Here is a 25,600-nt window from a genome sequence, read left to right on the forward strand (position 1 = left end):
GTCTTATTGGTTGTATTTACTCTTTACGAGAAGTAGCACAACCGCAGAAACTGACCGCTATCAATGATTGAGGCTTTTCCAGTTCTCTTCTATATATTCAACACATAGTCGACGATCCTGAGGTCCATATACTGTCTTCCAGCCCCTTGGGATTCCTGCAAATTCTGGCCACAGACTGTGTTGGCCAAGATCGTTAGTTAACACAAAAAATTGGTGGCTCTCATCATCAAATGGATTTTGGTATTCTGATTGCATAGCAACTTTAATCCTGATAACTGAAATTTTGTAATAAATATGAAAGACCCGTGATTAGTCCCTCACGCCAACACAGAGTGTCGTGTCCGCCGACAAATTTCTGGTACTTAACATCAAAGCTTTTACTATTTAGGACTTTATTCAGCTGGTCATTTACTCTGATTAAGGAATATTCCCGAGTGCCCACCTGCTGAAAAATCTTCAGTCTGGCTGGCTGGTAGGTTTCCGATAAGATCTGCTCTGTGAGCCAGCCTTTGTCAGCGCTGTTATTATCTTTACCCATGAGTTTATTGTTTGGCCACCAGAAGGAGCCTGATTGGCTTAATACACAGCCAAATCTTGCGGGCCACTTTAATCCTGCAAACATCGCAGCTAGTCCACCATAGCTTTGTCCAGTAACAATTGTATGCGCTGGATTTTCAGTATGAGGTAGCTCTTCTTTAATCTGGGGGATCAGTTCTTTCTGAATTGCCAGCCAAAAGTCCTCACTACAAGTCAGATCTTTCTCTCGCTGTTTCTCGTTGACTGAATCAATTAATAAATAGAGTGCCGCAGGTAAATGTCCGGATTGTGTCTGTTCCTTCAAAACTGAGAAAATAGGCATTTCTTTTGCCCATCGATCACCATCCAATAGAATTACAAGTGGGCGCTTCTCAGGATCAGATGCTTTGCCACATGCGTAGGTCCAGACCCTGCGGCTAATTCCCAGGATGGAACTTTGCCAGCACACTTCTCCCACGCCGGAAGAATTTTTATTTTCCGACTCTGAAGACTCAGGTTTTAGATCGAATTTTTGCCATAGACTTTGCTCCATAAGTCCTGGCAAATGAATTGCAGAAAACTTTTTGTTCCACGAACCGACACTCGGCGCTTGTCGATTCAGCGGGTCGGGTATGGCTGCTTTAAGCAGGTTGCGCCACCAATGTCTTTGCATTTTTCGGGAATCGTCGTTGGGTTGAAGTGCTTTTTCCCAGTTGGAGCCGATCCATTTTTCTGTAGTTGGAATTAAGCGATAGCTACCCCGCCAGGATTTTTCGATCTCTACTTGCCAATACCACACATCTGTATTTGGCAACCGTTCTAGGGAGGGCGGTGAAAATGTATGGTGGTTCGTTACACAATTTATATCGATATAAACTTGTTTGATCGGTGAGTGAGATTCGCTACCATCTGGGTCTCTCCACAAAAATGTCAGAATTAAATTTTCTTTATTCGAGGGGTTTTTATTAACAAGCGGTAGTCCCTGCCTTTCCATCTCCGACCACCAAAGCGCGCTGCCAATCTCAGAGACACTGGATTGAGTAATACGCAACATATTTGAGTGCATGACAGCGGTCATGGCATTCCTGTGTTTAATGGTTGGACTTTCCATGAATTTTATAAAGAGCCATGTGCTTAATTCTTCTTTTCAAGAAGTAGTAATAACTTGCCAACAGGCTACCGCAAGAGGATGGCTGGTGTAAATAGAAATTATTATCATTCTCGCTTGTGTGGGGTAATTCAAAAACTCAGCAAGGAAAATTTTATTTAGTTGCATGGTCTGATGGCAATTAAACGTGACGGCAATCGCAAGTGGTTACTGAAAAACAGAGAAAATCTGCCTGGGAGGTTGCAACTGAAATAAATAAAAATATATTTTTTAGGTCGCTCTTGTTGTTTTGTCTCGCATATTTAAATGTTTACCTAGCTTATTAGTTTGTGTGACGCCTCCCTCGCTGCTTTTCGCGCAAATACTTCTCAAATATTGAGTACACCAATTGACAAATGCTTTTGGACATGAATTATAATGATAGTCATTCTCATTTGCATATTCAATGGAGTGCCCGTTTATGCTCTTCCCGACTCAGGACATGGAATCTGGACGATTGCCCATTCCCGATTCCGCTGATTTTTTGTTCACTTCCTCTTATAGAAGCTTGCGTGGCAAGGGGGTTTTTACGGAGATCAACCAGCCGGTGATACCGGAGCCCAGTGGAGGCAGTCAGCTGTTCTATGAGTTAGTGCAGGAGGCTTTTGTCAAAGCGAAAGGGGCCGGAATCCGCAACCCTGTTATAGTTGGTGCAGTTCCTTTTGATCTCAGTCAGCAGTCCCGCTTGTTTGTTCCTGCCAAATGCGAATTTTTTGATCGCAGTGAAATGATTACGACCCTTAAAGGAAGGAGCGCATCTGTTCCCCGAGTAGAAAAGATCCAAAGTATTCCCGGTGAATGGCGCTTTAAGCAGTCGGTAGAGCAGGCGATTGCTAATTTTCAGCATAGTGATTTACGTAAAGCGGTTTTGTCCAGAGTGCTAAACGTAGAGTTATCCGAGAAAATCTCCGTTGACGAAATTCTATCTAGGTTAATTGTACAGAACCCTTCCGGTTATCATTTCCGTATCCCCATTGAGGGAGATCAGGAGTTGATCGGTTCAAGTCCTGAGTTGTTAGTACGAAAAGTAGGAAGCGAACTGATTTCAAACCCCTTGGCCGGTTCAGCTAAGCGACAAAACGATCTGGAGAAAGATAAAGCTGTAAGTGAATCGCTACTTACTTCTGCAAAGGACAGCTACGAGCATAAATTGGTCATTGATGAAATTCGCCAGGTACTCACACCGTTTTGTAGCTCACTGGATATCCCGGCTGCCCCTGAACTTATCAGCACCCCGGCTATGTGGCATTTGTCGACCCTCATCCATGGCCAACTAAAAAAACCTGAAATTTCTGCTTTGGAACTTGCTTGTCAGCTGCATCCAACACCTGCCGTATGTGGCTTCCCAACAAAAGATGCCCGTAATTTAATCCGCTTGGTGGAGTCTTTCGAAAGGGGCGTCTTCACTGGAATGGTGGGGTGGTGTGACGCTGAAGGTAATGGTGAGTGGGTAGTTACTATTCGTTGCGGCACGGTTAATGGCAACCATATTCAATTATTTGCTGGGGCCGGCATTGTGGAGGACTCTTGTCCTGAATCGGAATGGCAGGAAACCGGCGCGAAGTTGGGCACAATGCTCAATGCTCTGGGAATCAAACAGCAGGAAGCGCTTTAATGAGTATTGAATTTACGCCTTGGCCAGAATCGGAGGCTCGCCGTTATCGGGATCTTGGCTATTGGGAGGACAAGCCGCTAACGGATATCTTAAGAGTGTCTTGTGAAAGGGATGCTAAAGCCACAGCAATTATTTGTGGTGGTCGACATTTCTCATATGCCCAATTAGATCAGCTTTCCGATAACCTGGCCCACTCCCTGAAATCAAAAGGGGTTAAACCTTACGATACTGCCTTGGTCCAGCTACCGAATATTGCTGAATTTTATATTGTATTCTTTGGGCTGTTAAAAGCAGGTGTCGTTCCGGTCAATGCGCTGTACAGTCATCAGCGCTTGGAACTGTTGGCTTATGCTGATCAGCTTCACCCTTCTCTTATTATCGCCTCGGCTTCTCATGCGTTATTTTCTGATGTTGCTTTTATAGATGAGCTAAAGCAGCAAACGCCCTCCGTAAATCATGTATTGTTGTGGGGAAAGGATAGCTCTGCCGATTCACTTGATGCCAGTATAAATACAACGGAACCTAATGGGGAATTAGAGCCAACTCCTCCTGGAGAAGTTGCTTTTTTTCAGCTTTCGGGCGGCAGTACCGGTACACCGAAGCTTATTCCCCGCACCCATAATGACTATTTATACAGCGTGCGTAGAAGTGCAGAGATATGCGATCTGAGTCCTCAGACCCGGTTTTTATGCGCACTTCCCGCTGGACATAACTTTTCATTAAGCTCACCAGGTGCCCTTGGGGTATTTGATAGCGGCGGTACCGTAATAACAGCTTCTGATCCAGAACCATTAAATTGCTTTGCCCTAATAGCAAAGCACGAAGTTAATATGGTGGCACTGGTACCTCCGGCAGTTTCACTTTGGCTTAAAGCTGCCCCGCAGCACAATGAAAAGTTGACCACGCTTTCTCTAATACAGGTTGGTGGAGCAAATTTTGCTGAAAGTGTCGCTCGCAGAGTGCCGGAAGAGCTAGGATGCCAACTGCAACAAGTATTTGGTATGGCTGAGGGTTTGGTTAACTATACCCGCTTGGATGATGATGATGCTTTGGCTTTTTGCACCCAGGGATGCCCCATGTGTCCTAATGATGAAGTCCGGGTAATTGACGAGAACGGAGATGCGGTGCCTGCCGGAGAGACCGGTATGCTGATTACTCGAGGTCCATACACAATACGCGGTTACTACAAAAGTCCTGAGCATAACAAAAATACTTTCGATAGTGAGGGTTTTTATCGTACCGGGGATTTGGTGCAGCGCGATGACCGTGGATATTTAAAAGTAGTGGGTCGGCAAAAGGATCAAATCAATCGCGGTGGAGAAAAGATAGCGGCTGAAGAGATAGAAAGTCTTTTGTTACGTCATGCATCCATTGCTCAAGCGGCCTTGGTAGCAATGCCGGATGATTTACTGGGTGAGAAAAGTTGTGCTTTTTTAGTGTCAAGTGATGATAGCTTGCGCCCTGTAACTCTGAGAAAGTACTTGCGAGAGCTCGGGGTAGCTCAATTCAAGCTGCCAGATAAATTTAAATTTGTGCAGACTTTGCCGCTTACTCCGGTAGGAAAAATAGACAAGAAAGTTTTGCGCAAAGAACTGCTTGAAAGTACAGCCGCTCCAAAGATTTAAGGTCTTAATATTTATGTCAATTCCATCACTGGATAACTATAGTCTACCCACGATTGATTCTCTCCCCCAAAATAAGGTGGGCTGGAAGATTGACCCCTCCAGAAGTGCTTTGCTTATTCATGATATGCAGGAGTATTTCGTCCGCTTTTTTGGTGAAGGAAGCGAGTTGGTCCGCAATATAGAAAACAATATTGTTGCGGTGCGGGTTTGGGCTAAAAAGCATCAGGTACCGGTAATTTATACGGCTCAACCCACTGAGCAAAGCGATAAAGATCGCGCATTGCTAAACGATATGTGGGGGCCAGGACTTACCAAAGCTGACCCCAGCTTACAAAAAGTAGTGCCTGCTTTGGCGCCAGATGAAGATGATATTGTATTGGTTAAGTGGCGATATAGTGCTTTTTACCGATCTGAGCTTCAGGAAATTCTTGCGGAGAAAGGAAGGGATCAACTCCTGATATGCGGTATATATGCGCATATCGGCTGTTTAACCACAGCATTGGATGCTTTTATGCGAGATGTTCAGCCATTCATGGTGGCTGATGCTGTTGGTGATTTCTCTGAAGAAGAGCATCTTATGGCACTTAAATATGTAGCTAATCGTTGCGGAAGTGTTATTGCAACAGATGATGTTGTATCTCTCGGGGTTTCATCAAAGGATAAGTTAACCTGGTCTTTTCTCAAGGAGCAATTGCTGGAGCTGATTGATGAAGAGCCTGACCAATTTGATGCAGATGAAAATCTCATTGATTATGGACTGGACTCAGCCCAGCTAATGGGCTTGATTACTGATTGGCAAAAGCTCGGAGTCCAAATGACATTCGAAGAGCTGGCTGTTGCCCCCTCACTCAATGGGTGGTGGAAGCTGATTCAGGGTAAATACCCTGAATTAAAAGAGTAGTGGACATATGAATTTTTCAGGGAAAAGGGTTTGGGTTACTGGTGCCGGACGAGGAATTGGAGCAACCATAGCGGATTTGTTTTGTGAACATGGTGCTGCTGTATTTGGTTTCGATATTAAATTTCCAGAGGCTGAGTATGGATATGAGACTGTCCCTTTGGATCTTTCAAATTCGGATCAGATTGCTCAGGTTTGTAAGGGATTACTTACTGACAACATGGGCCCGGATATTCTAGTTAATGCAGCGGGTATTCTACGGGTTGGAGGTATATCCGAACTGACACTTTCCGATTGGCGTGATTGCTTATCAGTAAATGTGACAGGCCCCTTTAGTTTGATAAGAGAGCTGGCGCTCCATTTCAAAAATCAGGGTAAAGGGGCTATTGTAAATGTAGCCTCTAATGCAGCCCATGTTCCAAGACTGGGAATGACGGCATACTGCGCATCAAAATCTGCCCTGGTTGGACTGAGCCATTGCGTAGCTCTTGAGCTAGCAGAATATGGTGTCCGTTGTAATTTAGTTTCACCAGGATCTACAGATACTGAGATGCTGCGTGAACTGTGGGGAAGTGAAGGCAGTGAGGCTGCTACTGTTGCCGGTAATCCAGAAGGATATAAGCTGGGTATCCCCTTAAAAAAAATCGCGAGTACTTCTGATATAGCAAATACTGTTATGTTTCTAGCCTCGGATATGGCTGCGCATATCACCATGCAAGATATTGTTGTTGATGGTGGGGCAACTTTAGGAGGCTAAATTTGCCTTTTTCTCTCCTGCAAATTTTGATTTGCGTTGATAAGAGGGATAGTACACTAAAAATCACCCCCTCAATCGTTTTTTGTGTGTGCATTAAAGTATCTGTTGTGGGTAGAAAGGTGGGCTTACTTTTAAGTCTCTATTTAATTTTCTTTGGTTGTTTACTTACTTTTTTGATGTGTCCTTTTTTGCTGTATTTTTGTCTTAATTTAATGTTGTGATGATGTGGAATTCAGAAGTGTATTTTGCGTAAAAAATAGTGCTTTAAAGTTGGTGCGGTATTAATGTCTGCAACCATTGCCTTGTTTTTTTAATCCCCTTCGACCCTCACTTTATCCTGTTTCTGGTTTTTCTTTTCCCTTAAGCTTGGTAGAGTTGCGCGCGATTCAAATCATACTCTTTAGGGAAGGATGTTGTGAAATTTAAAAGCAGTTCAGTAGTCGTTGCATGTGGTGTGATCTTGAGCGCTTGTGGGGGAAGTGATAGCGGCGGAGGTTCCTCAATCTCAGAGGCGGCGACTCCCTATCTATATTTCAATTCAGCAAAAGTGTTCACTTTTGAATGGTCGGATGTTGAGGGGGCTACCTATTATCAACTTTTTGAGAACAAAGATGGGCAATCTGGCTATGAAGTAGTTAGCGATAAAATTTCTGCAGGTTCTGAAATTGTAGAAATTAAGGTGCCTCTATTTGAGCGATTGAATGCTCGCTATATATTGCAAAGCTGTGATGATACAACTTGCCTGGATTCAAATGAAATATCGATTGATGAGGAAGTTGTCGATAGTATTGGTTATTTCAAGGCTGGTAATGCCGAAGCCGGTGACCAGTTTGGTTGGTCCGTTGCGATTAGTGATGACGGCTCTACCATAGCTGTTGGTGCGACTGGCGAAGATAGTAATGAGTTAAATGAATTTAATAATGCAGCTAGCGGGTCAGGTGCTGTATATATTTTTGATTACGGTGAAGATGGCTGGGTTTACCGAGCTGTTTTAAAAGCTTTTGAGGTTGAAGGTGGAGCTGCATTTGGATCTGCAGTGAGCCTTAGTGGCGATGGGAATACTTTGGCTGTTGGTGCCTACAAAGAAAATGGTGAGGATGATAACTTTTCAGCTGGCGCAGTTCATATATTCACCCGTGAGGATTTGGAGTGGACTCACAGCGCTAAATTAAGAGCAGATAATCATGGCTATTATGATTTCTTTGGTCGGGCGTTGAGTTTAAGTGGTAATGGAACAACCCTGGCAGTAGCAGCCCCATATGAAGATAGTAGTGCTACCGGTGTTAATAGCGGCCCTGATAATGACGAAGCTCTGGATTCTGGTGCGGTGTATATCTTCCAGTATTCTGGGGTTGAGTGGAGTCAAGAAGCTTATTTGAAGGCAAGTGATAGTAATTCAAATATGGACTTCGGCTCATCCGTTAGCTTGAGTGATGATGGTTCCATGCTGGCGGTTGGTGCTATTGGTGGGCATGGTGGCAGGGGAGCAACTTATATCTTCTCCAATAATGGTGGCTGGGCTCAACAACAGTTGCTTACTGCAGATAGTGCAAGTGTGGGCGATCGCTTTGGTTGGGATGTTAGTTTTAGTGGCGACGGCAGCCTGCTTGCTGTGGGTGCCCCACTTCAGGCTGGTGCTTCAGAGGACCCCGATGATCGTGATGGCTTCAATAATGGTGCTGTCTATCTATTTTCATATGAGGAGAATTCTTGGTACCAAAGTGCCTACCTTAAAGCGAGTAACACCGATGAAGATGATGCTTTTGGTACGTCTATTAGCCTGAACAATGATGGCTCACTACTTGCGGTAGGTGCTCAGGAGAGTAGTGCTGGTATAGGTTTCTATGCTGATAGCAATGACAACTCGGCATCTAGGGCGGGTGCGGCCTATATGTATTCGATGGTTGATGGGCAGTGGATTGAGAGCACTTACCTGAAAGCTAATAACACCGATGAGCGTGACTACTTTGGAACTTCAATCGCTTTAAGTGGCGATGGTGATACCCTGGTAGTGGGCGCTCCAGAAGAGCAGGGCTCGGATACTGGGATTATGGCTGATCCAGATTTAAATGATGCGGATGCTGCGGGAGCTATTTATATCTACTAGCTAGACGATATCTTTCTCAATCTCTAGGAATATTTCTATATCAGTTGGACCCATATTCGTGGGTCCAACCATGCTTTACCAACCTGTCTTCTGTAAGTTGAGACCTCAATTTCTTTCCTTTATTTATCTCTCTGAATTTTACTGTTGGTACGATCGAGAGATTAGGGCTCAATTTTTTTAGCCCTATACTTTGAAGATTCTATTTACTTTGCATATTTAGCAAGCAATGGTAGGTGATTGGATTTTCTTTTTGCCAGTTAATGATTAACTTCTTTCTTGGTTGTCAAAGGTTAGGGTTTTTCATTTTGGTGTTGGGTGTCTTGATTTCAAGTATTATTAAACTAGGGTGAATTTGAAAAAGATAATTTTAGCTACCCCCAATTGATTGCGAGCATATCCAATCATTATCGCTCACACGGTTATAATTTAGAGTGCCTGCACGATCACTAGCTCAAAACGCACTATGTGCTGTTTGTGAAGTTAGTTCAATGGGAATTTTAACCTAATTCAGAAAACTCTTCCCTGCTACGGTAATGAGAGCTTATTTCTTCAAGCTTTTGAACAGTCAGAGGGAGGATCCCAGTATCAATAGCAGTTGTTGGTTGTTAGCTGAGGTTTCACAAGCCCGGCACATAAAAAATATAGGCACGAAAATGATCTTATTGGAATTTATTGCGTTTGTTTTAATGTCAAAGCTGCGTAGAATCGGTGGATATTTTTAGTATTTTGATCGTAATTGAGTGAGCCGATTAAAAAGGCTTTACAAACTTGAAGGTTTCGAGTGAACCGAGAATTTTCTAAAAGACCCATCCCCTTAAAGGAGAACGGTAGCGTGACATAAGAGTAAGTAAAAGGCGCTGACCCAAGGTGCTACCAACACCCGGGGCCAGCTAACCAAATTGATAGGATAAGTATCAAAATGGCTATATGGATAATACGCTAGAAACCCGCTCGTCTTCAATAAAGTGGAGTGCATTCAGCAGTTTGGGACCAATTCCCAAGCTCTGGAAGCCTAGCGCCCGCCTTTTTCTCTTCTGTGCCTACCGCCCTCGCGCACCACCCCATATTTCCTCCAAACGTTGAATCACAGGTTCCCCATCGCGGAAGTGCTCAAACTTTGATTATTGAAGGAAATGAGAATGTTGATTTTAAAGCGACGGACAGGTGAATATCTAAGAATTGGATCAAATGTCTCAGTCACAGTGCTGGAGGTAAAAGGTAATCAAGTTAAGATAGGTATAAGCGCACCCAAGTCACTGCCTATCCACCGTGAAGAAGTCTATGTGAGGATCAAAAAGAAACAGAAATTGGAGGCTTGAATATGTCGCAAGGGGGACAATTCTGGGGGCAGGTGAATAAGAAGCTAGACTCCAAACATAAAGTTTTAGCCTTTGGCTGGCAGGGGATATACGCACTCTGGTTCGAGTGTCTCTTTGCTGCCAAAAGGCTTTTTTGAATATCAAAGCTAGTTAGGTGGCGGAAGGGCTAATTATTTTCTGTCAGGTGAGTTTTAGAATTCTCCTTCTTTTTGTATTACAAGTTGAACTTGCAATCCTTGCTAAAAATCCCGTTTTTATTTATGCCCCTTTGAAGATACCTTCCACCTTATATCCATGCAGCGATATTTCCGAGCTTCTTTCGAAATTGCACTCAATAGGGCTTGGGTAATTTCTTCTTTTCGGTTTGTATCGCAATCCCCGATATATAGCTCGCTGATAATAGCTAAGGCCGCCGAGCTTTCATTTTCTGGAATAATATTAAAGCTGATATACCCCTCAAGGCTGTGGTCTTGTTCCACAACCAGCACTTGATGCTCCTTCCTCTGAAACAACTTATTTTGCAATTCAAGTTGGGTAATATGGAAAGAGTCAGTTGAATTATTATGCCTGGCTAAGCAGCGCATCATATTGAAGAGATAAAAACAGTCGGTGGGGTGGGCATGGCGAACAAACATATCAGTACCATTTAATCAGTGTTTCTTTGAATCGGCGTTTGATAGCTTGGCACATCCTTATGCCAAGCTATGTCATCCTGTAAGAGGCTAACAATAGGAATTAAATTGATTTGGCTGTTTCTTGGATGAGGGTGAACCCTTCATCTAACCATCCGGTGATGCCGCCGATCATTTTCTTGACCGACCTGTTAAGTGTGGCCAGCCTGATAGCTGCTTTTTCTGTCGCGTTACAGTGTGGGCCTGCACAATAGACAACAAATAATGTATCTGAAGGGTATTCACTCAGCCTGTCTTTATTGATACGGCTGTATGGTAAGGATTCAGCTGTTTGTATATGTCCGTTTTTATAGGCCTCTTCACCTCGCACGTCTAAAAGTACAAAGTCCTTGCGATTTTGGCTGACTGCGTGGTGTACATCCCAGCAGTCTGTTTCAAAAGATAGGAGGTTTTGGAAGTGGTTTAGCGCATCTTGGCTGCTGGCAGCGGGTACTCTACTTACGGCTGAACTCATATAATTGCTCCCGGTAATTGCGGTGACTCATCAGATTTCCAAGTGGCGATAGTGTCCCTGTTTGGTTGCTTCCGGGCGATCTACCTCTGAGCCAGATAGCATTAATTTTGCGCCAATTCTGCGTGCAAACTTGTGGGTCGGCTTTGGCTAGTGGGGTTCGGCTTTACTTATTTGAAGATGATAGTGATTTACCTATCAAATAATGCTTCAAAGGTTGAGGGTTTTATTCCCGGCATTGCTTTCAATAACTGCTCAACTGGGTATGCTGGATTGGATTTATTCGTTAACCTAATTTAATTAACTGCTGAGGGTTAGGGGTACCTATGTCGACGTTGGCACAAAAGCCTAATAAGAGCCAGAAAGTGGCTGTTCTCGCCCACCGGCAGGTCTCACTCTTCGAACTCGGTTGCGCTACCGAACTCTTTTGCCTACCCCGACCTGAACTTAGCGAGCTCTACACCGGTGAAATTGTGACTTTCGCTGAGGAAAACCCTCTGGCGACCGGCGGTCTGGCTCTGGCTTGTCGGCGGGTAGAGAGTTTGATGGATTATGATCTGCTGGTGATTCCCTGTTGGTCGACCAATGCACAACCACAAGATGCTTATTTGGAGCGTGTACATAGGGCGGTGGCTGAGTTTGCCGCTGCCGGCCGCCAGATCCTTACTTTTTGCTCCGGTGCTTTTCTGCCTGCGGAATTGGGATTATTTGATGGTCGACAAGCGACTACCCACTGGTTGTTTGCGGAGCGTTTTCGTGAGCGCTTTCCTGCGGTGGAGTATGTGGGAGATGTTCTCTACGTGTGGGAGGACGCGCTGGCTTGCGCTGCGGGCAGTAGTGCTGCCATCGATCTGGGCATTGAGTTTTTACGGCGCAATCACGGTTATGAATTGGCCAATTCGGTGGCCCGTCGGTTGGTGATGGCACCCCATAGGCAGGGTGGCCAGGCCCAGTATGTGGAGATGCCCGTTGCCAAACGGCCAGACCACTTCTCTGCTGCGCTGGATTGGGCGATTGGCAATTTGGATGGCGCAATTAAAATTGATGATTTGGCGCAGCGCGCCCATTTATCCCGCCGTAGTTTTGACCGAAAGTTTCGCCAGTCGATGGGAATTGCTCCCAAGGAGTGGCTGATTCAGCAGCGCTTGCGGGCGGCGCAGAAGGCGCTGGAGTCCGGTAAGGAGTCTGTAGACAGAGCAGCCCAACTGGCTGGCTTTGAGAGTAGTGCGACCTTGCGTCACCATTTCCGTCGGGCGTTTGGGATTTCGCCAAGTGAATATCAGCGCCAATTCCAGGTTTCCGCCAAAGTGGCGGTTGAGGCTTAACATTGGCCGCATGTTGGTACGGCTATGGGGAGTCGGTACCTTTGGTTGATACACCCCTGGGCACTAAAGGGGTATGATTCGGTCTCTATTGCCTGATGACAGTACAGACTACGAAGGAATTATGACGAAACAGCGCGTATTAACCGGTATTACAACAACCGGTACTCCACACCTGGGGAACTATGTGGGTGCAATCCGCCCGGCGATCGCCGCGAGTCAGGATGAAAACAACCAATCGTTCTACTTTCTGGCCGATTACCACGCACTGATTAAGTGCCAGGACCCGGCACAGGTCCATCAGTCCACCCTGGAGATCGCTGCAACCTGGCTGGCCTTGGGCCTGAATACCGACAATGTGGTGTTCTACCGTCAGTCCGACGTCCATGAGATTCCTGAACTAACCTGGCTGCTCACCTGCATGACCGGCAAGGGCCTGATGAACCGTGCCCACGCTTATAAAGCAGCGGTAGATGCCAACCGCGCCGATGGCGAAGATTCCGATTTTGGCGTCACCATGGGGCTGTATAGCTACCCGATCCTGATGGCCGCCGACATTCTGATGTTCAACGCCAATAAGGTGCCGGTGGGTAAAGACCAGGTACAGCATATCGAAATGGCTCGGGATATTGCCCAGCGCTTCAACCACCACTACGGTGAGCACTTCGCTTTACCAGAAGCGGTAGTTGACGACCACGTAGCTGTGTTGCAAGGCCTGGATGGTCGCAAAATGAGTAAGAGTTACGGCAACACTATTCCGCTGTTCCTTCCTGAGAAAAAGCTGAGAAAGCACATTAATAAGATCAAAACCAACCTGCTGGAGCCGGGCGAGCCAAAAGATCCGGATACTTCCACTGTATTCCAGGTTTGGCAGGCATTTGCCAGCGAAGAACAGACAGCAGAAATGCGCAAAGCTTTTGAAGAGGGCATTGCCTGGGGTGAAGCCAAGAAGCAGTTGTTTGAGCTGGTGAACGGCCAGATCGGTGTAGCTCGCGAGCGCTACAATGAGCTGCTGGCTAACCCGGACCAAATTGAAACGGAGCTGGAGAAGGGGGCTATTAAAGCTCGCGCTTACTCTGCGCCCTTTATCGAGAAGTTGCGTCACGCGGTTGGTATTCGCAAGATAGGTTAGAGCTTTTCCCGAAAAAGCAGGAGGCCATGGAGTATCGGCCTCCTTTTTAATAAAAAATAATAAATGTACAGGGTGCAAACATGGAAAACGTTCAGGCAAATCCTGATGCCGGCAATAGTGCCGATAATAAAAATGGCTGGATTAATCGAGCGCTCAATTTTATTGAGGTTGTCGGTAATAAATTACCCGATCCCGCTGTTCTGTTTTTGATCTTGATGGTGGGAATCTGGGTACTCTCCTGGCTTCTCTCCGGTGTTAACTTCGAAGCCTTACACCCCGCTACCGGTGAGGCGATACAGGTAACCAACCTGCTTTCCAGTAGTGAAATGGCTCGCTTCCTGTCTGGTATGGTAACTACCTTTACCAGTTTTGCGCCCCTGGGGGTAGTGCTGGTAGCCATGCTGGGGGTCGGTGTGGCTGAGCAGAGTGGCTTTATCAATGCGGTATTGAAAAAGCTGCTGGCGGTAACGCCGCAGATGCTGCTGACACCTATGTTGATTTTGGTAGCTATCGTCAGCCATACAGCCGTAGATGCGGGTTATGTATTGGTAATTCCTCTTGGAGGGGTGATCTTCTATGCGGCAGGGCGCCATCCTTTAGCGGGTATCGCTGCGGCATTTGCCGGAGTTTCAGGGGGCTTTTCTGCCAACTTTGTTCCCTCAGCGATTGATCCCTTACTGCAAGGCTTTACCCAGACAGCGGCACAAATCGCCAACCCGGAAATGCAGGTAAACCCTCTTAATAACTGGTTCTTCACTTCGGCTTCCTGCCTGCTGGTGACCCTGTTGGGGTGGTGGTTGACGGATAAGGTCATCGAGCCCCGTCTCAAGAATGTAGAGGTGGATGGTGATGAAGCGGATATGCCAGTAATGCAGGAACTGGGCGCCCGCGAGAAAAAAGCGATGTACCTGGCGGTAACTGTGATGGTGGCGGGTATCGTGGGGCTTGTGGCCTGGATGCTGCCAGAGACTTCGGCCTTGCGCGATGCAGAAGGGCAATTGGCCTCCTTCACAGCGCCGATTATGAAGTCGATTGTGCCGCTGATCTTCCTGCTGTTTGTGATTCCCGGTGTGGTGTTTGGCTATGCGGCTGGTACCTTCCGCCAGAGTAAGGATGTTATTGATGCGATGTCCAAAACCATGGGCTCCATGGCTTATTACATCGTGATGGCTTTTTTCTGTGCGTTGTTTATCTCTGAGTTTGCCCGCTCCGGTTTGGGTACGCTGCTTTCGGTAGAGGGAGGGAGCTTGCTCGCGGCGATGGAGCTGCCGGGCCCGATTACCCTGATGGGCATTATTGTACTGGTAGCCTTTATCAACTTATTTGTGGGATCTGCCTCTGCCAAGTGGGCGCTGCTGTCCCCCATCTTTGTGCCTATGTTGATGCAGATCGGTTTCTCCCCTGATCTCACCCAGGCGGCTTACCGGGTAGGTGATTCCTCCACCAATATTATTACCCCGCTGATGCCTTACTTCCCCTTGGTGGTTGTGTACTGCCAGCGCTACGTGAAGGGAACGGGTATTGGGACACTTGTATCCATTATGTTGCCGTATTCCATTGTGTTCCTGATTTGCTGGTCACTGTTCCTGGTGGCTTACTGGACACTGGGGATGCCTTTGGGAGTGCAGGCTAGTTATACCTACCCCTAAGGGTGCAAGGTGCTTTAAGGTCAATTGATCGAATGACACCCTAAATGGATGGGTGGTGGCTTGCGAGCTGCCACCCAACCCCCTCTCTGCCCAAGCCTTTCAGTCCTTCCCGATAGCTTAAATAATTTGGTACGACCGTGCGCTTTTGGCGTGGCTAAACCACCTTTTCATGCTGTTTTTTTGTCATTAACCGCCGCGAAGACATTTTTAATAAAAAAATGTTCCAATAATGTTGTAGATGATAACGATTCCTATTAGGATTCGCGACCAGTTACTTGTATCACAGTCTAAGTGTGATTCACATAAATTCAGTTGGCATTGAGGGACCTTCATGAGTACCGCTCGAACAAAAAGTATGCAAAAAGCTTCTCCTGTAATTTCTGGAATCAGTCGCTCTGTATTGGCGTTGGCTATTGCTGCGGGCGGTTCTTCTGTGGCGTTTGCTGCAGAAGATAAAAATGAAGGAATTGAAGAGGTTAGTGTTATCGGAGATCTGAACCTGGATCGTCAGACCTCCATTGGTAAACTGGATATTCCGGTCGATGAGACCCCGTATTCGATCACGCTACGGGATAAGGACTTTTTTGATGCGACTGGCTCTAAATCCATACAAGATGTTTTGCAGTATTCTGCCGGTGTTAACGGTGGTTTGTTTGGTGTAGACGCTCGCGGGGACTGGTCCACAATTCGCGCTGTTGAACCAGTACTGTTTGTTGATGGTCTCCAGTCTATTTTTGGTAGCTATACGAGTTCCAGAGCAAATCTTTATTCATATGAGCGTGTTGAAATCCTGAAGGGCCCTTCATCTGTACTTTACGGGCAGAGTTCTACAGGCGGTATTGTCAACTTAGTTTCTAAGCGCCCCAAAGAGGAATTTGGGGGTGAGGTAATGGTTCAGGCTGGTGATTACGACCGCATGGTAGTCGCGGGAGATGTTACTGGCTCTATCGACGGGTCTGGAGAGTGGCTCTACCGCGTGGTTGGTTACAATCGAGAGGCTGATGCCCAGGTTGATCACGTTGAAGATAACAGTACTTTACTAATGCCTTCGATTTCCTGGCGTCCGAATGCTGATACTGAAATCACTTTTATGGCGAGCTATCAGGAAGATGAATCAGGTACTACCGCAGCATTTTTACCCTGGGGTGGCACCATTGTTGAGAACGTAAATGGTGAAATCCCTACTGACACTTTCCTGAGTGAGCCGGGTTGGGATAAATATGATACAGAGCAGACTGGTTACAGTTTGTGGTTAGATCACAGATTCAGTGACAATTGGGGAGTTAACGCGGCTCTTCGGTACTCTGAAGGTACAGTGGACTACAACAGTATGTACGCTGACTTCTCAGCTAGGCTTCGCCTACAAAGAGATATACGTGAAGTATCACGTACCGTCTACATGAAGGACGCTAACAGCGATTTCCTTATTTTTGACTTGCGACTTTCCGGGGAAATCTCAACTGGCCCGTTGGAACACCAGATTTCTTTTGGCTTGGACAGCCAGGACGCTCAAATTGATGAGAGTACTCTGAGAGCGAGAAGTTATGGTGGCGTGATCGATATTTTTGATCCTGTTTATGGGTATGTACCTACGGGCCTTGAGGATCTGGCCAGAACGAAAACTGTTACCGATTCTGAGCAGGTTGGATTTTATTTCCAGGATCAGATTTCCTTCGGTAACTTTATTCTGAATACCGGGATTAGGAAGGATAACACCAGTAGTCAAGCAGATAGTAATGACCCTGAAGCGGATCAAAGAACTCACAAGGAGGATGCTGTAACCAAGCGTTTTGGTTTGATGTACGCGTTTGATAATGGCATTTCACCTTACGTTAGCTACTCTGAATCGTTTGAGCCGATCGTATCCGACCCGGATGGTATGGGGCGTGACTTTAAAGCGGTAGAGGGGGATCAGGTTGAGGCTGGTGTTAAGTTTCAGCCTGAGGGAACCGATATCTTGATGACGGCGTCTGTTTATGAGATCAAGCAAAAGAATCGTTTGACTTATGGGGATTACGGGCTTTTCGAGCAAATTGGTGAGGCGAAAGTTGATGGTTTCGAACTTGAGGCCAGCGGTAAGTTAGGCAATCTCACTCTTATCGCTAACTATAGTCAAATAGACACTGAGATCACTGAGAGCAGCAGCTCCTTTGAGCAGGGTTCTGAAATCGAAGGCGTGCCAGAAGAGCAGTTTTCTATTTGGGGAGACTATGATCTGAGCGACTGGGTTCCAGGGCTTACTATTGGCGTTGGGGCGCGTTACGTAGGAGACAGTTACACCGGTATCGATAAAGTACATGCACAATATGTTGTTTTCGATCCAGAAAATGCAGCTTATTACGATTCGGAGTTTGCTCATTTCCCGACAGAGAACCCTTCGTATACTCTGTATGATGCGACTATCGGATACACCCTTGAAAGCTGGAAGTTCCAGCTGAATGCGAAAAACTTGACCGATGAAGAGCATACAACGGTTTGCCTGAGCCGCGGTGACTGCTTCTACGGTGAGCGTCGCTATGTAACTGCGGAAGCACGCTACATTTTCTAAGTTAGTGTAGACTGGGAGCTTGTCCACAGGGGGAGTCTGTGGGCTGGCTCCCTTTTTTACGTTTAAGCAACCAGACGAGAGGCGAGTCTCTCGCTGTTATGGTTATGCCAATGTCTTTTTATATGATTGCAGGAGTTTCCAGCGCCTTTGCTTTGGCCGGGATTCTGCTCCTTTATTCCGCCTGGTCTCGCAGAGGGGCAGAGCCCGTGCGCCGTTGGAGTGGTTGGGGAGCCATGGTGTTGTCGGCTTTTGGGTGGAGCTCAATTGTTGGGGTGGAATATGGAATCAGTATTGCCACTTTAATAGTGATGCTCGGAGCCTTTGCTTTATTGGCTCTTAAGGGTGACTGGCCCAGTGGCCCAAGACCCGTTGAAAAACAGCGCTCGGGAACACCCGAATCTCAAGCCCTGCTTCCATTGTGGTTGCGGGGCTTCTTGCGTTTTATGGCTGCCTTTCTTTTGCCCGCGGCCAGTGGTTTGATTGCCGGTTTGCTTTTCTTTGGTTTTACCGGTTTTTCTGAAACTGCCCGCTTGGTCGGCGGAGCTTTCCTGTCGGTGATAATCTGGACCCTGGCGATGGTTTGGTGCTGTGCCGATAAAAAGCTTCTGCGCCCTTCGGCTGCCATGCTGGCTTTCTCGGTGGTCAGCGGCTTGTTGCTGACCTTTGCGCTTCCCGCTTCGGCAGCATAGATCAACGGACTTGAGTAGGAATTTAACGTGAAATTTTCCTTTAAACCGACCCCTGGCTTTGTCCGTGATATGACCGATGGACACTCAGTTCTCGGCCTGGCGGTATCCACTCTTTTATATATTGTTTGCGTCAGCGGAACACTGGCGGTTTTTTACAATGAGTTCGAACGCTGGGAGCAGGCCTCCGAGTTGGAGAACCTCAATGTTGAAGCCTCTGTGTATCGGACGGCTACAGAAAATGCTATTGCGTTAGCTAAGCAGGAAAAAGAGGATCTCGATTCAATTACCTTCACCATCCCTAATCAGGATAAGCCCAGATTGATGGTTGAAGTCGGCGATATGGAGCGATATGTCGCTGAAGATGGTTCCCTGTTGGGCAAGGTGGAGCATGAGTGGACCCACTTCCTGGCTTACTTGCACTACGCGCTCAACCTTCCCGTTGGTTATGGGGTCATCCTGGTTGGTTTGATCGGGATGGTGATGTCCGCTCTGATCGTCTCCGGTTTGCTGGCCCACCCCAAAATTATTAAAGACGCTTTCTCTTTCCGTCTTTCTGGCTCTAAGCGTCTTCAACAAGTGGATTTGCACAATCGCCTGGGGGTTTGGGCCTCTCCCTTTCATCTTGCCATAGCCATTACTGGGGCTTTTATCGGGTTGTCCCAGGTAGCCGCTTTTGCAATTGCCGGCGTATTCTTTGAGGGTGATACGGAAAAGGTAGAGCACATGCTTTACGCGGATCATCCGGTGATGGAGGAAAACGCCCCTGAAGTTGATTATCCGGATTATGCTGCAATTCTGGCAACAATGGATCGTATCGCACCGGAAGAAGAGCGCACTCGTTTAGAAGTGGCATTCCCTGGACGTGAAGGCCAGGTTGTTGAGGTGTGGACCCGGGTTCCAGAGCGTTTGGTCTGGGGTGAGCGTTACCACTTTAATCCCGATGGTAGCCTGATTGAAAAAGAGGGTTGGTCTGAGGGAGACGCGGCTAAGCAGGTTTACCTTTCTACGTACCGTTTACACTTTGGCCACTTTTCCGGTTTCCCAGTGAAAATTGCTTACTTCCTGCTGGGGGTGGGGATGTGTTTGCTGGTGGTATCCGGCATCAATATCTGGTTTGTTCGCAAGCGTCAGCGCGGCAATCCCGCCGTACGTTTGGAGCGAGTCTGGATGGCTCAGGTATGGGGTGTACCATTTGCGATTGCTCTGAGTGCGGTGACTTATCTGGCGTTTAAGCTAAATGCTGCGCAGGTGTTCTGGCTGGTGACCTTGGTGTTAAGCGTTGCGGCTGCCTTCATGGGGACAGTGGCCAAGTGGTCTATGTCTCTGCGTATTGCCACAATTATCGCTTGCGTCGGTGCAGTTGTAGTGCACGTTGCTCAGTTTGGTGAGGATTCCTTTGTGAGAGCATCACTGGTCGTTAATGTTGTGTGGTTGCTAATTGCTGCTGGAATCGCGGCCTCTTGCCTTTATAGCAGGGCGCGTCAGTCGGATAGCGAGCCTGTATCCGCCGGTGCCAATCCACTGGGTAGCAACTAGATTTTTGGGGTCCCGCAGTGCCTCTGCAGGGCCCCCAAAACTTCTATCGGACTTACAAGGTCCCTTTCAATTAATTGGCAGGGCGTAACATCTCGATATGCGGGATGCCGTCTTCCTGATATGGCTCAGACACCTGCTCAAAGCCAAATTCCCCGTAAAATCTATCCAAATGTTGTTGAGCTGAAATGCGAATACCAGTGTTGGGGTATTCTTCGCATGTGTGCATTACGGCTCGGCGAATCAGCTCCTTGCCCAGGCCTGTTCCGCGACTGGCTTCTGCGGTTAATACTCTTCCTATCGAAGGTTCCCGGTATTTAAGGCCTGGGAAAACAACTCTCAGGTAGGCCATAACCTGCGGGTTATCTTCGTCTCCTTCCCAGCAGATCAGGTGCCAGGAGTGTTGGTCTTTGCCGTCGGCATCCTGATAGGGGCAATCTTGTTCTACCGTAAAAACTTCCTGCCTTACTCGCAAAACTTCGTAAAGTTGACTGAGCGTAAGCTCTTTAAAGCTGCACCATTGCCACTGCATAAAGGTGAATTCCAAATTATTGTCACTAATTTTGTATTGTGATTGGAGTTAAAAGGTATAGATTATTTATAAGATCGATTAATTTTAATTGGATGCCTGATTGCCGGCTCTATGAAAGAATCCATGCTTAAGGTAATGGATAACTTGCGAGATAACTTTTTTATCTTTCATCATAAACACGTGGGTCACTGGCATTTGCAGATGATCATTCATGCCATCCAGTTTTGTGCTGGATACGGAGACTTTACCATCATCGGTTTCTGGGATAAGGCGGGATAGAATCAGGTTGATGCTGCGAGTACCGGCAATAATACCTACATCAAAATCTGCACTACCGAGCTTGTTGGGGACGCTCATCTCGCCGGTACCCAACTGCAGCCCAGCATCGCCAAACATAAACTTGAAACCGGGGAATGTTCCCAGTTTATCAACTACTTCGCTGCCTTTATTGGGTGGGCCCAACATGACAACGCGATTCAGGTTTTTGATTTCAGCTGAATGTAGATATTGCCTTACCAGAATGCCGCCCATGGAGTGAGTGACAAAATTGATTTCTTGCGCGTTACCGCACTCCTCGACAGCAGGCGCTATGGCCATGCTGGCCAAAGCTTCAATGGAGTGCTTGGTCGAAGGGTAATCAATATTGACCGTTTGGAAACCCTCGGCATCTATGGCCTTTGCCAGTTTCTCCATTGAGCTATCTGATTTGGCTAGTCCATGCAATAAAATCACACAAGCGGAGTGAGCACTTGCTGATAGCAGCGTAAATGCGGCGGCAATTATAAAAGCGAACTTTTTCATCGGTTTGAACTTCCTGTCGACTTCTTGTGCCTATTCGTGTGGCGTTGTTGTCGGAGCAATTAATTTGGGTTGGGTTGAAGTTGGCAGTGTTGGCGGAGAATGTCCGCTGCCCGCTCCGGTTTATCGGGAGTGATCACGATAGTTTGTGTAGCCAGACGCAGTACGACAGATTTTTGCTGATCGGTAGCAAATGCACGATAGCGCCCCAATTTTTGGTTTTGAAACAGGCCTATATAGCCAAATAAGCCGGAGTTGCCAAAGATGCGGACTGATCCTTGCATGGCGGTTGAGTCGGGGAATGCTTCAGATAGCCCCTCCAAGGAGATGGTGGTTTTCCAGCCCGGGCGCAATATCAAGAGGTTGCCATTTTTGATGGCGTAACCACGGATGGCAAAGAAGGCGCTGAGAGCCAGTATTGCAGGCGGAAGTGCTATGGCAATGCTATAGAGGGTAGATGGAGCAGCTGGTGCTCTCGATGCCAGAAAGAGCGGCAGTCCCAGTAGGAGTAATGTGCATATGGCACTGATAATTTGGAGCTGGCGGCTCCACGGCGCTTTAAACGCGATTGTTGGCATACTTGGTTTAACTCAACGGATTACCTGAATGCCCCAATCATAGTGCTATTGGAATCTGCTTGGCAAAGGTAGAGATGGTTTGGTTTTAACGGTTGCTCGCTATGGAAGACTGTATTTTGATTAACGAGAATTCCCAGTCAGCCCTTGTGGTTGAAGGGGGTGCTATGCGGGGGATTTTCGCTGCAGGCGTATTGGATGCATTTTTGGAGGCGGGCTATCGGCCATTTGATTTTGCGATCGGTGTATCCGCAGGCTCCACCAACTTGATTGGTTATCTGGCGGGAAATCATGGGCGAAGTCGGCAAATACTAATGGACCATGCCCGGCGGGCAGACTTCATCGACTGGCGCCGCTATCTCCGAGGCGGTCATTTTTGTGATATTGGCTGGTTGTGGCATGCGTCATATCAGGATATTCCGCTCAGTGTTGATAGTTATGTTGAGAATGGAATACCGCTTTATGCCGTGACTACCAGTATCAACACGGGGGAGGCTAGATACCTGAAAGTAACTCCAGAAAATATGCACGAGGTTTTCCCGGCCTCTTGTGCCATTCCGGTTGCTTACCGGGGGTTTCCTGAAGTGGATGGGGAGCCTATGACCGATGGCGGTCTGGCTGATTCGATACCGATTATTCAGGCCTATCAGCAGGGGGCCAGAAATATAACCGTTATTCTTTCGCGCCCTCTGGGGTATCGGAAAATTAAGGGGCCTGCTCCAAAATTTATCAAACAGTTTTTCCGTGATCATACCCGGCTATTTGAGGCCGTGCTAGAGAGGGGGGAGAAATATAATCGGGCCCTGGAGTTTATCGAGGTGCCTCCAGAGGGGTGCCAGGTTTCGGTTATTGCGCCTCCAGACAATTTCCCGGTTAAGCGTTTTACCCAGGAAGCAGAGTTGCTCGAGGAAGGTTATGAGAGCGGCAGGACCCGGGGTTGGGAATTTCTTGGTGAGCTTCCCGGTCAGCGGGACTCTTTACCGTCAATTGAATAGTAGTGCCGGTATAAATGGGTTGATTGAGCTTAATCAGAATGTGAATGGTGAGGTAATCGACTGGTGGAAATACGTTTGCTCGGAGTGACAGATGCGCCCGCCATATCTGCTTTTTATCTATCTAATGAAGAGCACCTGAAGCGCTGGGAGCCCATTCGCGAGCCCGGTTTTCACAGTTCCGGGTCCTGGATTCGACGCATAAGCTCTGGAGGAATTTTAAAGTTTGCTGCATTAGAGTCCGGGTGTGATCAGTTGCTGGGTGTTTGCTCCTTGACGAATATCATCCGAGGCCCATTTCAGGCCTGTAATATGGGATATGCAGTTGACCAGTCCCACGAGGGGCGGGGCTTAATGGGGAGCTTGTGTCGTCATGTCGTTGATTATGCTTTTGACACCCTAAATTTGAATAGGGTGATGGCTAACTACATGCCTGGCAACGATAGGTCGGCTGCTCTACTGGAGGCACTGGGCTTCGTTGTCGAGGGTAGGGCGGCAAAATACCTGAAGATCAATGGATGCTGGGAGGATCATATCCTCACGGCGAAGCTAAACCCCAGATCCTTGGATATTTAATGATGTTCGTTGAATGAGACGCCAAATGGCATTTATTTCACTGTGTGTCTATAGGAGTCTTGGGTAGGACTGAGATATTGTTGCTAACCTATTGCGATTTCATGGACGACTTCGAATAACAGTTTTGCGGAAGGAGAAAGGGATGAATGGGAAGTGCCTATGCGGTGGGGTTGAGTTCCAGCTGGAAGAGCCAATTCCAAACCTTTACCAATGCCATTGCTCGCTCTGCCGCAAATTGAGTGGTTCCGCCTCGGATACGGCCATGTTTATTAGCCGGGATCAGTTTCGCTGGGTGCGGGGCTTAGACAGAATCTCTTCATTCCGGACTCCTACGGGCTATCGATCTGACTTTTGCAGTGGATGCGGAAGTACAGTTCCGCACTTAATGAGTAATACAACGCACTTCTGGGTGCCTGCGGGATTGTTGGAGGGGGATATCGATGGGAAAGTCGTGGCCCATCTTTGCACAGAATCCAAAGCATCCTGGGATGAAATTTCTGGTGAAGCGGAGTGCTTTAATGAAATGCCGGAGCTGGAGCGATTGATGCATCTATTGCATGGCGGCGAAGAAGCAGTGGATGGGGAATGGGAGGAGAGCCAGGCGGCTTCAGCTGAAGTTTAAAAACCCAAACTCTTTTCTAATTGGCGCATACAAAAAAGCCCCGCTCTTGCGAGCAGGGCTTTTTTGTATATGGCGGACCGGACGGGACTCGAACCCGCGACCTCCGGCGTGACAGGCCGGCATTCTAACCAACTGAACTACCGGTCCGCATTCCTGCTCCTCTTGATTGCTCTTGCTGGGCAAGAGTAAGAGAAGTGGTGGGTGGTACAGGGGTCGAACCTGTGACCTACGGCTTGTAAGGCCGTCGCTCTCCCAACTGAGCTAACCACCCCGTGTCAGGAGCTGCGTATCATAATGATTTTTTTACTTAGGTCAACAACTTAGGGAAGTTTTTCTAAAAAAGTTTGCGTCTGGCTTTAAGTGTGAGAAGCGGGTGTGTATTTGAAGAAATTGCTGCTCGTGTATTGGCAATACTTGGTAATAAAACAGGGTGCTACTTTCATTGCCCCGGTTTTCTATTAATTTTGTTAGTCGGTCTGCACAGTTTGTGGCGGGGAGCGGGGAGGTGGTTGTGTATTGAAAAGTGGTTTTGAATTTTTCATATACAAAAAAGCCCCGCTCTTGCGAGCAGGGCTTTTTTGTATATGGCGGACCGGACGGGACTCGAACCCGCGACCTCCGGCGTGACAGGCCGGCATTCTAACCAACTGAACTACCGGTCCGCATTCCTGCTTCTCTTGGTTGCTCTTGCCGGGCAAGAGTAAGAGAAGTGGTGGGTGGTACAGGGGTCGAACCTGTGACCTACGGCTTGTAAGGCCGTCGCTCTCCCAACTGAGCTAACCACCCCGTGTCAGGAGCTGCGTATCTTAATGATATTTTTTTTGCGGTCAACAATTTTGTTGGAAGATTTTTAAAAAGTTTTTTAAGAATAAAAAACACCCAAAAATTGTTTAAAAATTAATTAATTAGAGGATTTTTTGAGGGCTTTTTAAGTTGTTTTTATCGATCAAAATCAGCTGCGTAGAAATTCAGAAAATAAAAATTCAGGCTAGAGAAAATTGTTGCAGAAAAATTTTGTCGGCACTGCGCTCGCACTATTTTTTTACGCTGAGATTTGGTTGTTTTTTTGTGGCCCTTTCAAATTTCCAGCGTAAGCAACTGAAAATAAAATGTTAGAAAAATGAAAAGATGTGAGGCACAAACAAAAAAGCCCCGCTCTTGCGAGCAGGGCTTTTTTGTATATGGCGGACCGGACGGGACTCGAACCCGCGACCTCCGGCGTGACAGGCCGGCATTCTAACCAACTGAACTACCGGTCCGCATTCCTGCTTCTCTTTGGTTGCTCTTGCCGGGCAAGAGTAAGAGAAGTGGTGGGTGGTACAGGGGTCGAACCTGTGACCTACGGCTTGTAAGGCCGTCGCTCTCCCAACTGAGCTAACCACCCCGTGTCAGGAGCTGCGTATCTTAATGATATTCTTCGTGGCGTCAACGCCTTTTTTGAATTTTTTTTTGTCTTTCAATGAGTTAACGCGCTTTTGTGTGAATTCGTGGGCGTGTCCGCCGGG

General features: G+C 47.2%; 22 protein-coding genes and 6 tRNA genes. 15 read left to right on the forward strand and 13 right to left on the reverse strand.

Features of this window, described 5'->3' with window-relative positions; translation table 11 throughout:
- Window positions 1-60: 60 nt before the first annotated feature.
- Both ACJJIN_RS01890 and fes read right to left on the reverse strand, forming a co-directional pair.
- A complete protein-coding gene (locus ACJJIN_RS01890) occupies window positions 61-255 on the reverse strand; it encodes an MbtH family protein (RefSeq protein ID WP_444896655.1) in 195 nt (64 codons plus the stop codon).
- 7 nt (window positions 256-262) lie between these two features.
- The gene (fes, locus tag ACJJIN_RS01895; RefSeq protein WP_444896656.1) at window positions 263-1,627 is read right to left on the reverse strand and encodes an enterochelin esterase; all 1,365 of its coding nucleotides are present in this window, start codon (window positions 1,625-1,627) and stop codon (window positions 263-265) included.
- Between the two features lie 457 nt (window positions 1,628-2,084).
- Here fes and ACJJIN_RS01900 point away from each other — a divergent pair, with 457 nt between their 5' ends.
- From ACJJIN_RS01900 to csrA, 6 genes are all read left to right on the forward strand, one after another.
- Window positions 2,085-3,278, forward strand: coding sequence for an isochorismate synthase (locus tag ACJJIN_RS01900; RefSeq protein ID WP_444896657.1), 1,194 nt, complete (start codon window positions 2,085-2,087; stop codon window positions 3,276-3,278).
- Complete coding sequence (locus tag ACJJIN_RS01905) at window positions 3,278-4,903, forward strand: (2,3-dihydroxybenzoyl)adenylate synthase (RefSeq protein ID WP_444896658.1); 1,626 nt, start codon at window positions 3,278-3,280, stop codon at window positions 4,901-4,903. The genes ACJJIN_RS01900 and ACJJIN_RS01905 overlap by 1 nt, the downstream gene beginning before the upstream one ends.
- Window positions 4,904-4,916: 13 nt before the next feature.
- Window positions 4,917-5,804, forward strand: coding sequence for an isochorismatase family protein (locus ACJJIN_RS01910; RefSeq protein ID WP_444896659.1), 888 nt, complete (start codon window positions 4,917-4,919; stop codon window positions 5,802-5,804).
- Window positions 5,805-5,811: 7 nt separating this feature from the next.
- On the forward strand, window positions 5,812-6,558 hold the full coding sequence (gene dhbA / locus ACJJIN_RS01915; RefSeq protein ID WP_444896660.1) for a 2,3-dihydro-2,3-dihydroxybenzoate dehydrogenase: 747 nt from the start codon (window positions 5,812-5,814) through the stop codon (window positions 6,556-6,558).
- A 415-nt stretch (window positions 6,559-6,973) separates the two neighbouring features.
- Window positions 6,974-8,665 carry a histidine kinase gene (locus tag ACJJIN_RS01920; RefSeq protein ID WP_444896661.1) on the forward strand — a complete coding sequence of 564 codons (1,692 nt, stop codon included), beginning with the start codon at window positions 6,974-6,976 and terminating at the stop codon, window positions 8,663-8,665.
- A 1,139-nt stretch (window positions 8,666-9,804) separates the two neighbouring features.
- Entirely contained in the window at window positions 9,805-9,984 is a 180-nt protein-coding gene (gene csrA / locus ACJJIN_RS01925) for a carbon storage regulator CsrA (protein ID WP_444894366.1), read from the forward strand.
- Window positions 9,985-10,238: 254 nt separating this feature from the next.
- Here the strand turns inward: csrA and ACJJIN_RS01930 are convergent, their stop codons facing one another.
- Entirely contained in the window at window positions 10,239-10,619 is a 381-nt protein-coding gene (locus ACJJIN_RS01930) for a hypothetical protein (protein ID WP_444896662.1), read from the reverse strand.
- A gap of 100 nt (window positions 10,620-10,719) precedes the next feature.
- On the reverse strand, window positions 10,720-11,130 hold the full coding sequence (locus ACJJIN_RS01935) for a rhodanese-like domain-containing protein (RefSeq protein ID WP_444896663.1): 411 nt from the start codon (window positions 11,128-11,130) through the stop codon (window positions 10,720-10,722).
- Window positions 11,131-11,453: 323 nt separating this feature from the next.
- On the opposite strand from ACJJIN_RS01935, the gene ACJJIN_RS01940 reads away from it, so the two are divergent.
- The 6 genes from ACJJIN_RS01940 (at window position 11,454) to ACJJIN_RS01965 (ending at window position 20,003) form a co-directional block, all read left to right on the forward strand.
- Window positions 11,454-12,452: a helix-turn-helix domain-containing protein gene (locus tag ACJJIN_RS01940; protein ID WP_444896664.1), complete on the forward strand. Its 999-nt coding sequence runs from the start codon at window positions 11,454-11,456 to the stop codon at window positions 12,450-12,452.
- 121 nt (window positions 12,453-12,573) lie between these two features.
- Window positions 12,574-13,581 (forward strand): tryptophan--tRNA ligase, encoded by a 1,008-nt coding sequence (locus ACJJIN_RS01945; RefSeq protein WP_444896665.1) that lies wholly within the window; start codon window positions 12,574-12,576, stop codon window positions 13,579-13,581.
- 80 nt (window positions 13,582-13,661) lie between these two features.
- Window positions 13,662-15,230 carry an AbgT family transporter gene (locus ACJJIN_RS01950; protein ID WP_444896666.1) on the forward strand — a complete coding sequence of 523 codons (1,569 nt, stop codon included), beginning with the start codon at window positions 13,662-13,664 and terminating at the stop codon, window positions 15,228-15,230.
- A 331-nt stretch (window positions 15,231-15,561) separates the two neighbouring features.
- On the forward strand, window positions 15,562-17,778 hold the full coding sequence (locus ACJJIN_RS01955; protein WP_444896667.1) for a TonB-dependent siderophore receptor: 2,217 nt from the start codon (window positions 15,562-15,564) through the stop codon (window positions 17,776-17,778).
- Between the two features lie 110 nt (window positions 17,779-17,888).
- Window positions 17,889-18,467 (forward strand): hypothetical protein, encoded by a 579-nt coding sequence (locus ACJJIN_RS01960; RefSeq protein WP_444896668.1) that lies wholly within the window; start codon window positions 17,889-17,891, stop codon window positions 18,465-18,467.
- Window positions 18,468-18,494: 27 nt separating this feature from the next.
- The gene (locus tag ACJJIN_RS01965) at window positions 18,495-20,003 is read left to right on the forward strand and encodes a PepSY-associated TM helix domain-containing protein (protein ID WP_444896669.1); all 1,509 of its coding nucleotides are present in this window, start codon (window positions 18,495-18,497) and stop codon (window positions 20,001-20,003) included.
- Between the two features lie 70 nt (window positions 20,004-20,073).
- Here ACJJIN_RS01965 and ACJJIN_RS01970 read toward each other — a convergent pair whose 3' ends face one another.
- The 3 genes from ACJJIN_RS01970 to ACJJIN_RS01980 all read right to left on the reverse strand — a co-directional run bounded on the left by ACJJIN_RS01970 (window position 20,074) and on the right by ACJJIN_RS01980 (window position 21,908).
- The gene (locus ACJJIN_RS01970; protein WP_444896670.1) at window positions 20,074-20,532 is read right to left on the reverse strand and encodes a GNAT family N-acetyltransferase; all 459 of its coding nucleotides are present in this window, start codon (window positions 20,530-20,532) and stop codon (window positions 20,074-20,076) included.
- Between the two features lie 84 nt (window positions 20,533-20,616).
- Window positions 20,617-21,333 (reverse strand): esterase/lipase family protein, encoded by a 717-nt coding sequence (locus ACJJIN_RS01975; RefSeq protein WP_444896671.1) that lies wholly within the window; start codon window positions 21,331-21,333, stop codon window positions 20,617-20,619.
- 59 nt (window positions 21,334-21,392) lie between these two features.
- The gene (locus tag ACJJIN_RS01980) at window positions 21,393-21,908 is read right to left on the reverse strand and encodes a PH domain-containing protein (RefSeq protein WP_282933480.1); all 516 of its coding nucleotides are present in this window, start codon (window positions 21,906-21,908) and stop codon (window positions 21,393-21,395) included.
- Window positions 21,909-22,009: 101 nt separating this feature from the next.
- Between ACJJIN_RS01980 and ACJJIN_RS01985 the strand changes: the two genes are divergently transcribed.
- The 3 genes from ACJJIN_RS01985 (at window position 22,010) to ACJJIN_RS01995 (ending at window position 24,095) form a co-directional block, all read left to right on the forward strand.
- Window positions 22,010-22,900, forward strand: coding sequence for a patatin-like phospholipase family protein (locus ACJJIN_RS01985; protein ID WP_444896672.1), 891 nt, complete (start codon window positions 22,010-22,012; stop codon window positions 22,898-22,900).
- A gap of 63 nt (window positions 22,901-22,963) precedes the next feature.
- A complete protein-coding gene (locus ACJJIN_RS01990; protein ID WP_444894356.1) occupies window positions 22,964-23,473 on the forward strand; it encodes a GNAT family N-acetyltransferase in 510 nt (169 codons plus the stop codon).
- A 142-nt stretch (window positions 23,474-23,615) separates the two neighbouring features.
- Window positions 23,616-24,095, forward strand: a complete 480-nt coding sequence (locus ACJJIN_RS01995) for a GFA family protein (RefSeq protein ID WP_444896673.1) — start codon at window positions 23,616-23,618, stop codon at window positions 24,093-24,095.
- 70 nt (window positions 24,096-24,165) lie between these two features.
- Here the strand turns inward: ACJJIN_RS01995 and ACJJIN_RS02000 are convergent.
- The 6 genes from ACJJIN_RS02000 to ACJJIN_RS02025 form a co-directional block, all read right to left on the reverse strand.
- A tRNA-Asp gene (locus ACJJIN_RS02000) sits at window positions 24,166-24,242 on the reverse strand.
- Between the two features lie 48 nt (window positions 24,243-24,290).
- Window positions 24,291-24,366, reverse strand: a tRNA-Val gene (locus ACJJIN_RS02005).
- Between the two features lie 314 nt (window positions 24,367-24,680).
- A tRNA-Asp gene (locus tag ACJJIN_RS02010) sits at window positions 24,681-24,757 on the reverse strand.
- Between the two features lie 48 nt (window positions 24,758-24,805).
- Window positions 24,806-24,881: transfer RNA gene (locus ACJJIN_RS02015), tRNA-Val, on the reverse strand.
- A 396-nt stretch (window positions 24,882-25,277) separates the two neighbouring features.
- Window positions 25,278-25,354: transfer RNA gene (locus tag ACJJIN_RS02020), tRNA-Asp, on the reverse strand.
- A gap of 49 nt (window positions 25,355-25,403) precedes the next feature.
- Window positions 25,404-25,479 (reverse strand) — tRNA-Val (locus tag ACJJIN_RS02025).
- Window positions 25,480-25,600 lie beyond the last annotated feature (121 nt).

It is taken from the genome of Microbulbifer maximicatervae (SeqCode) (assembly GCF_052467505.1).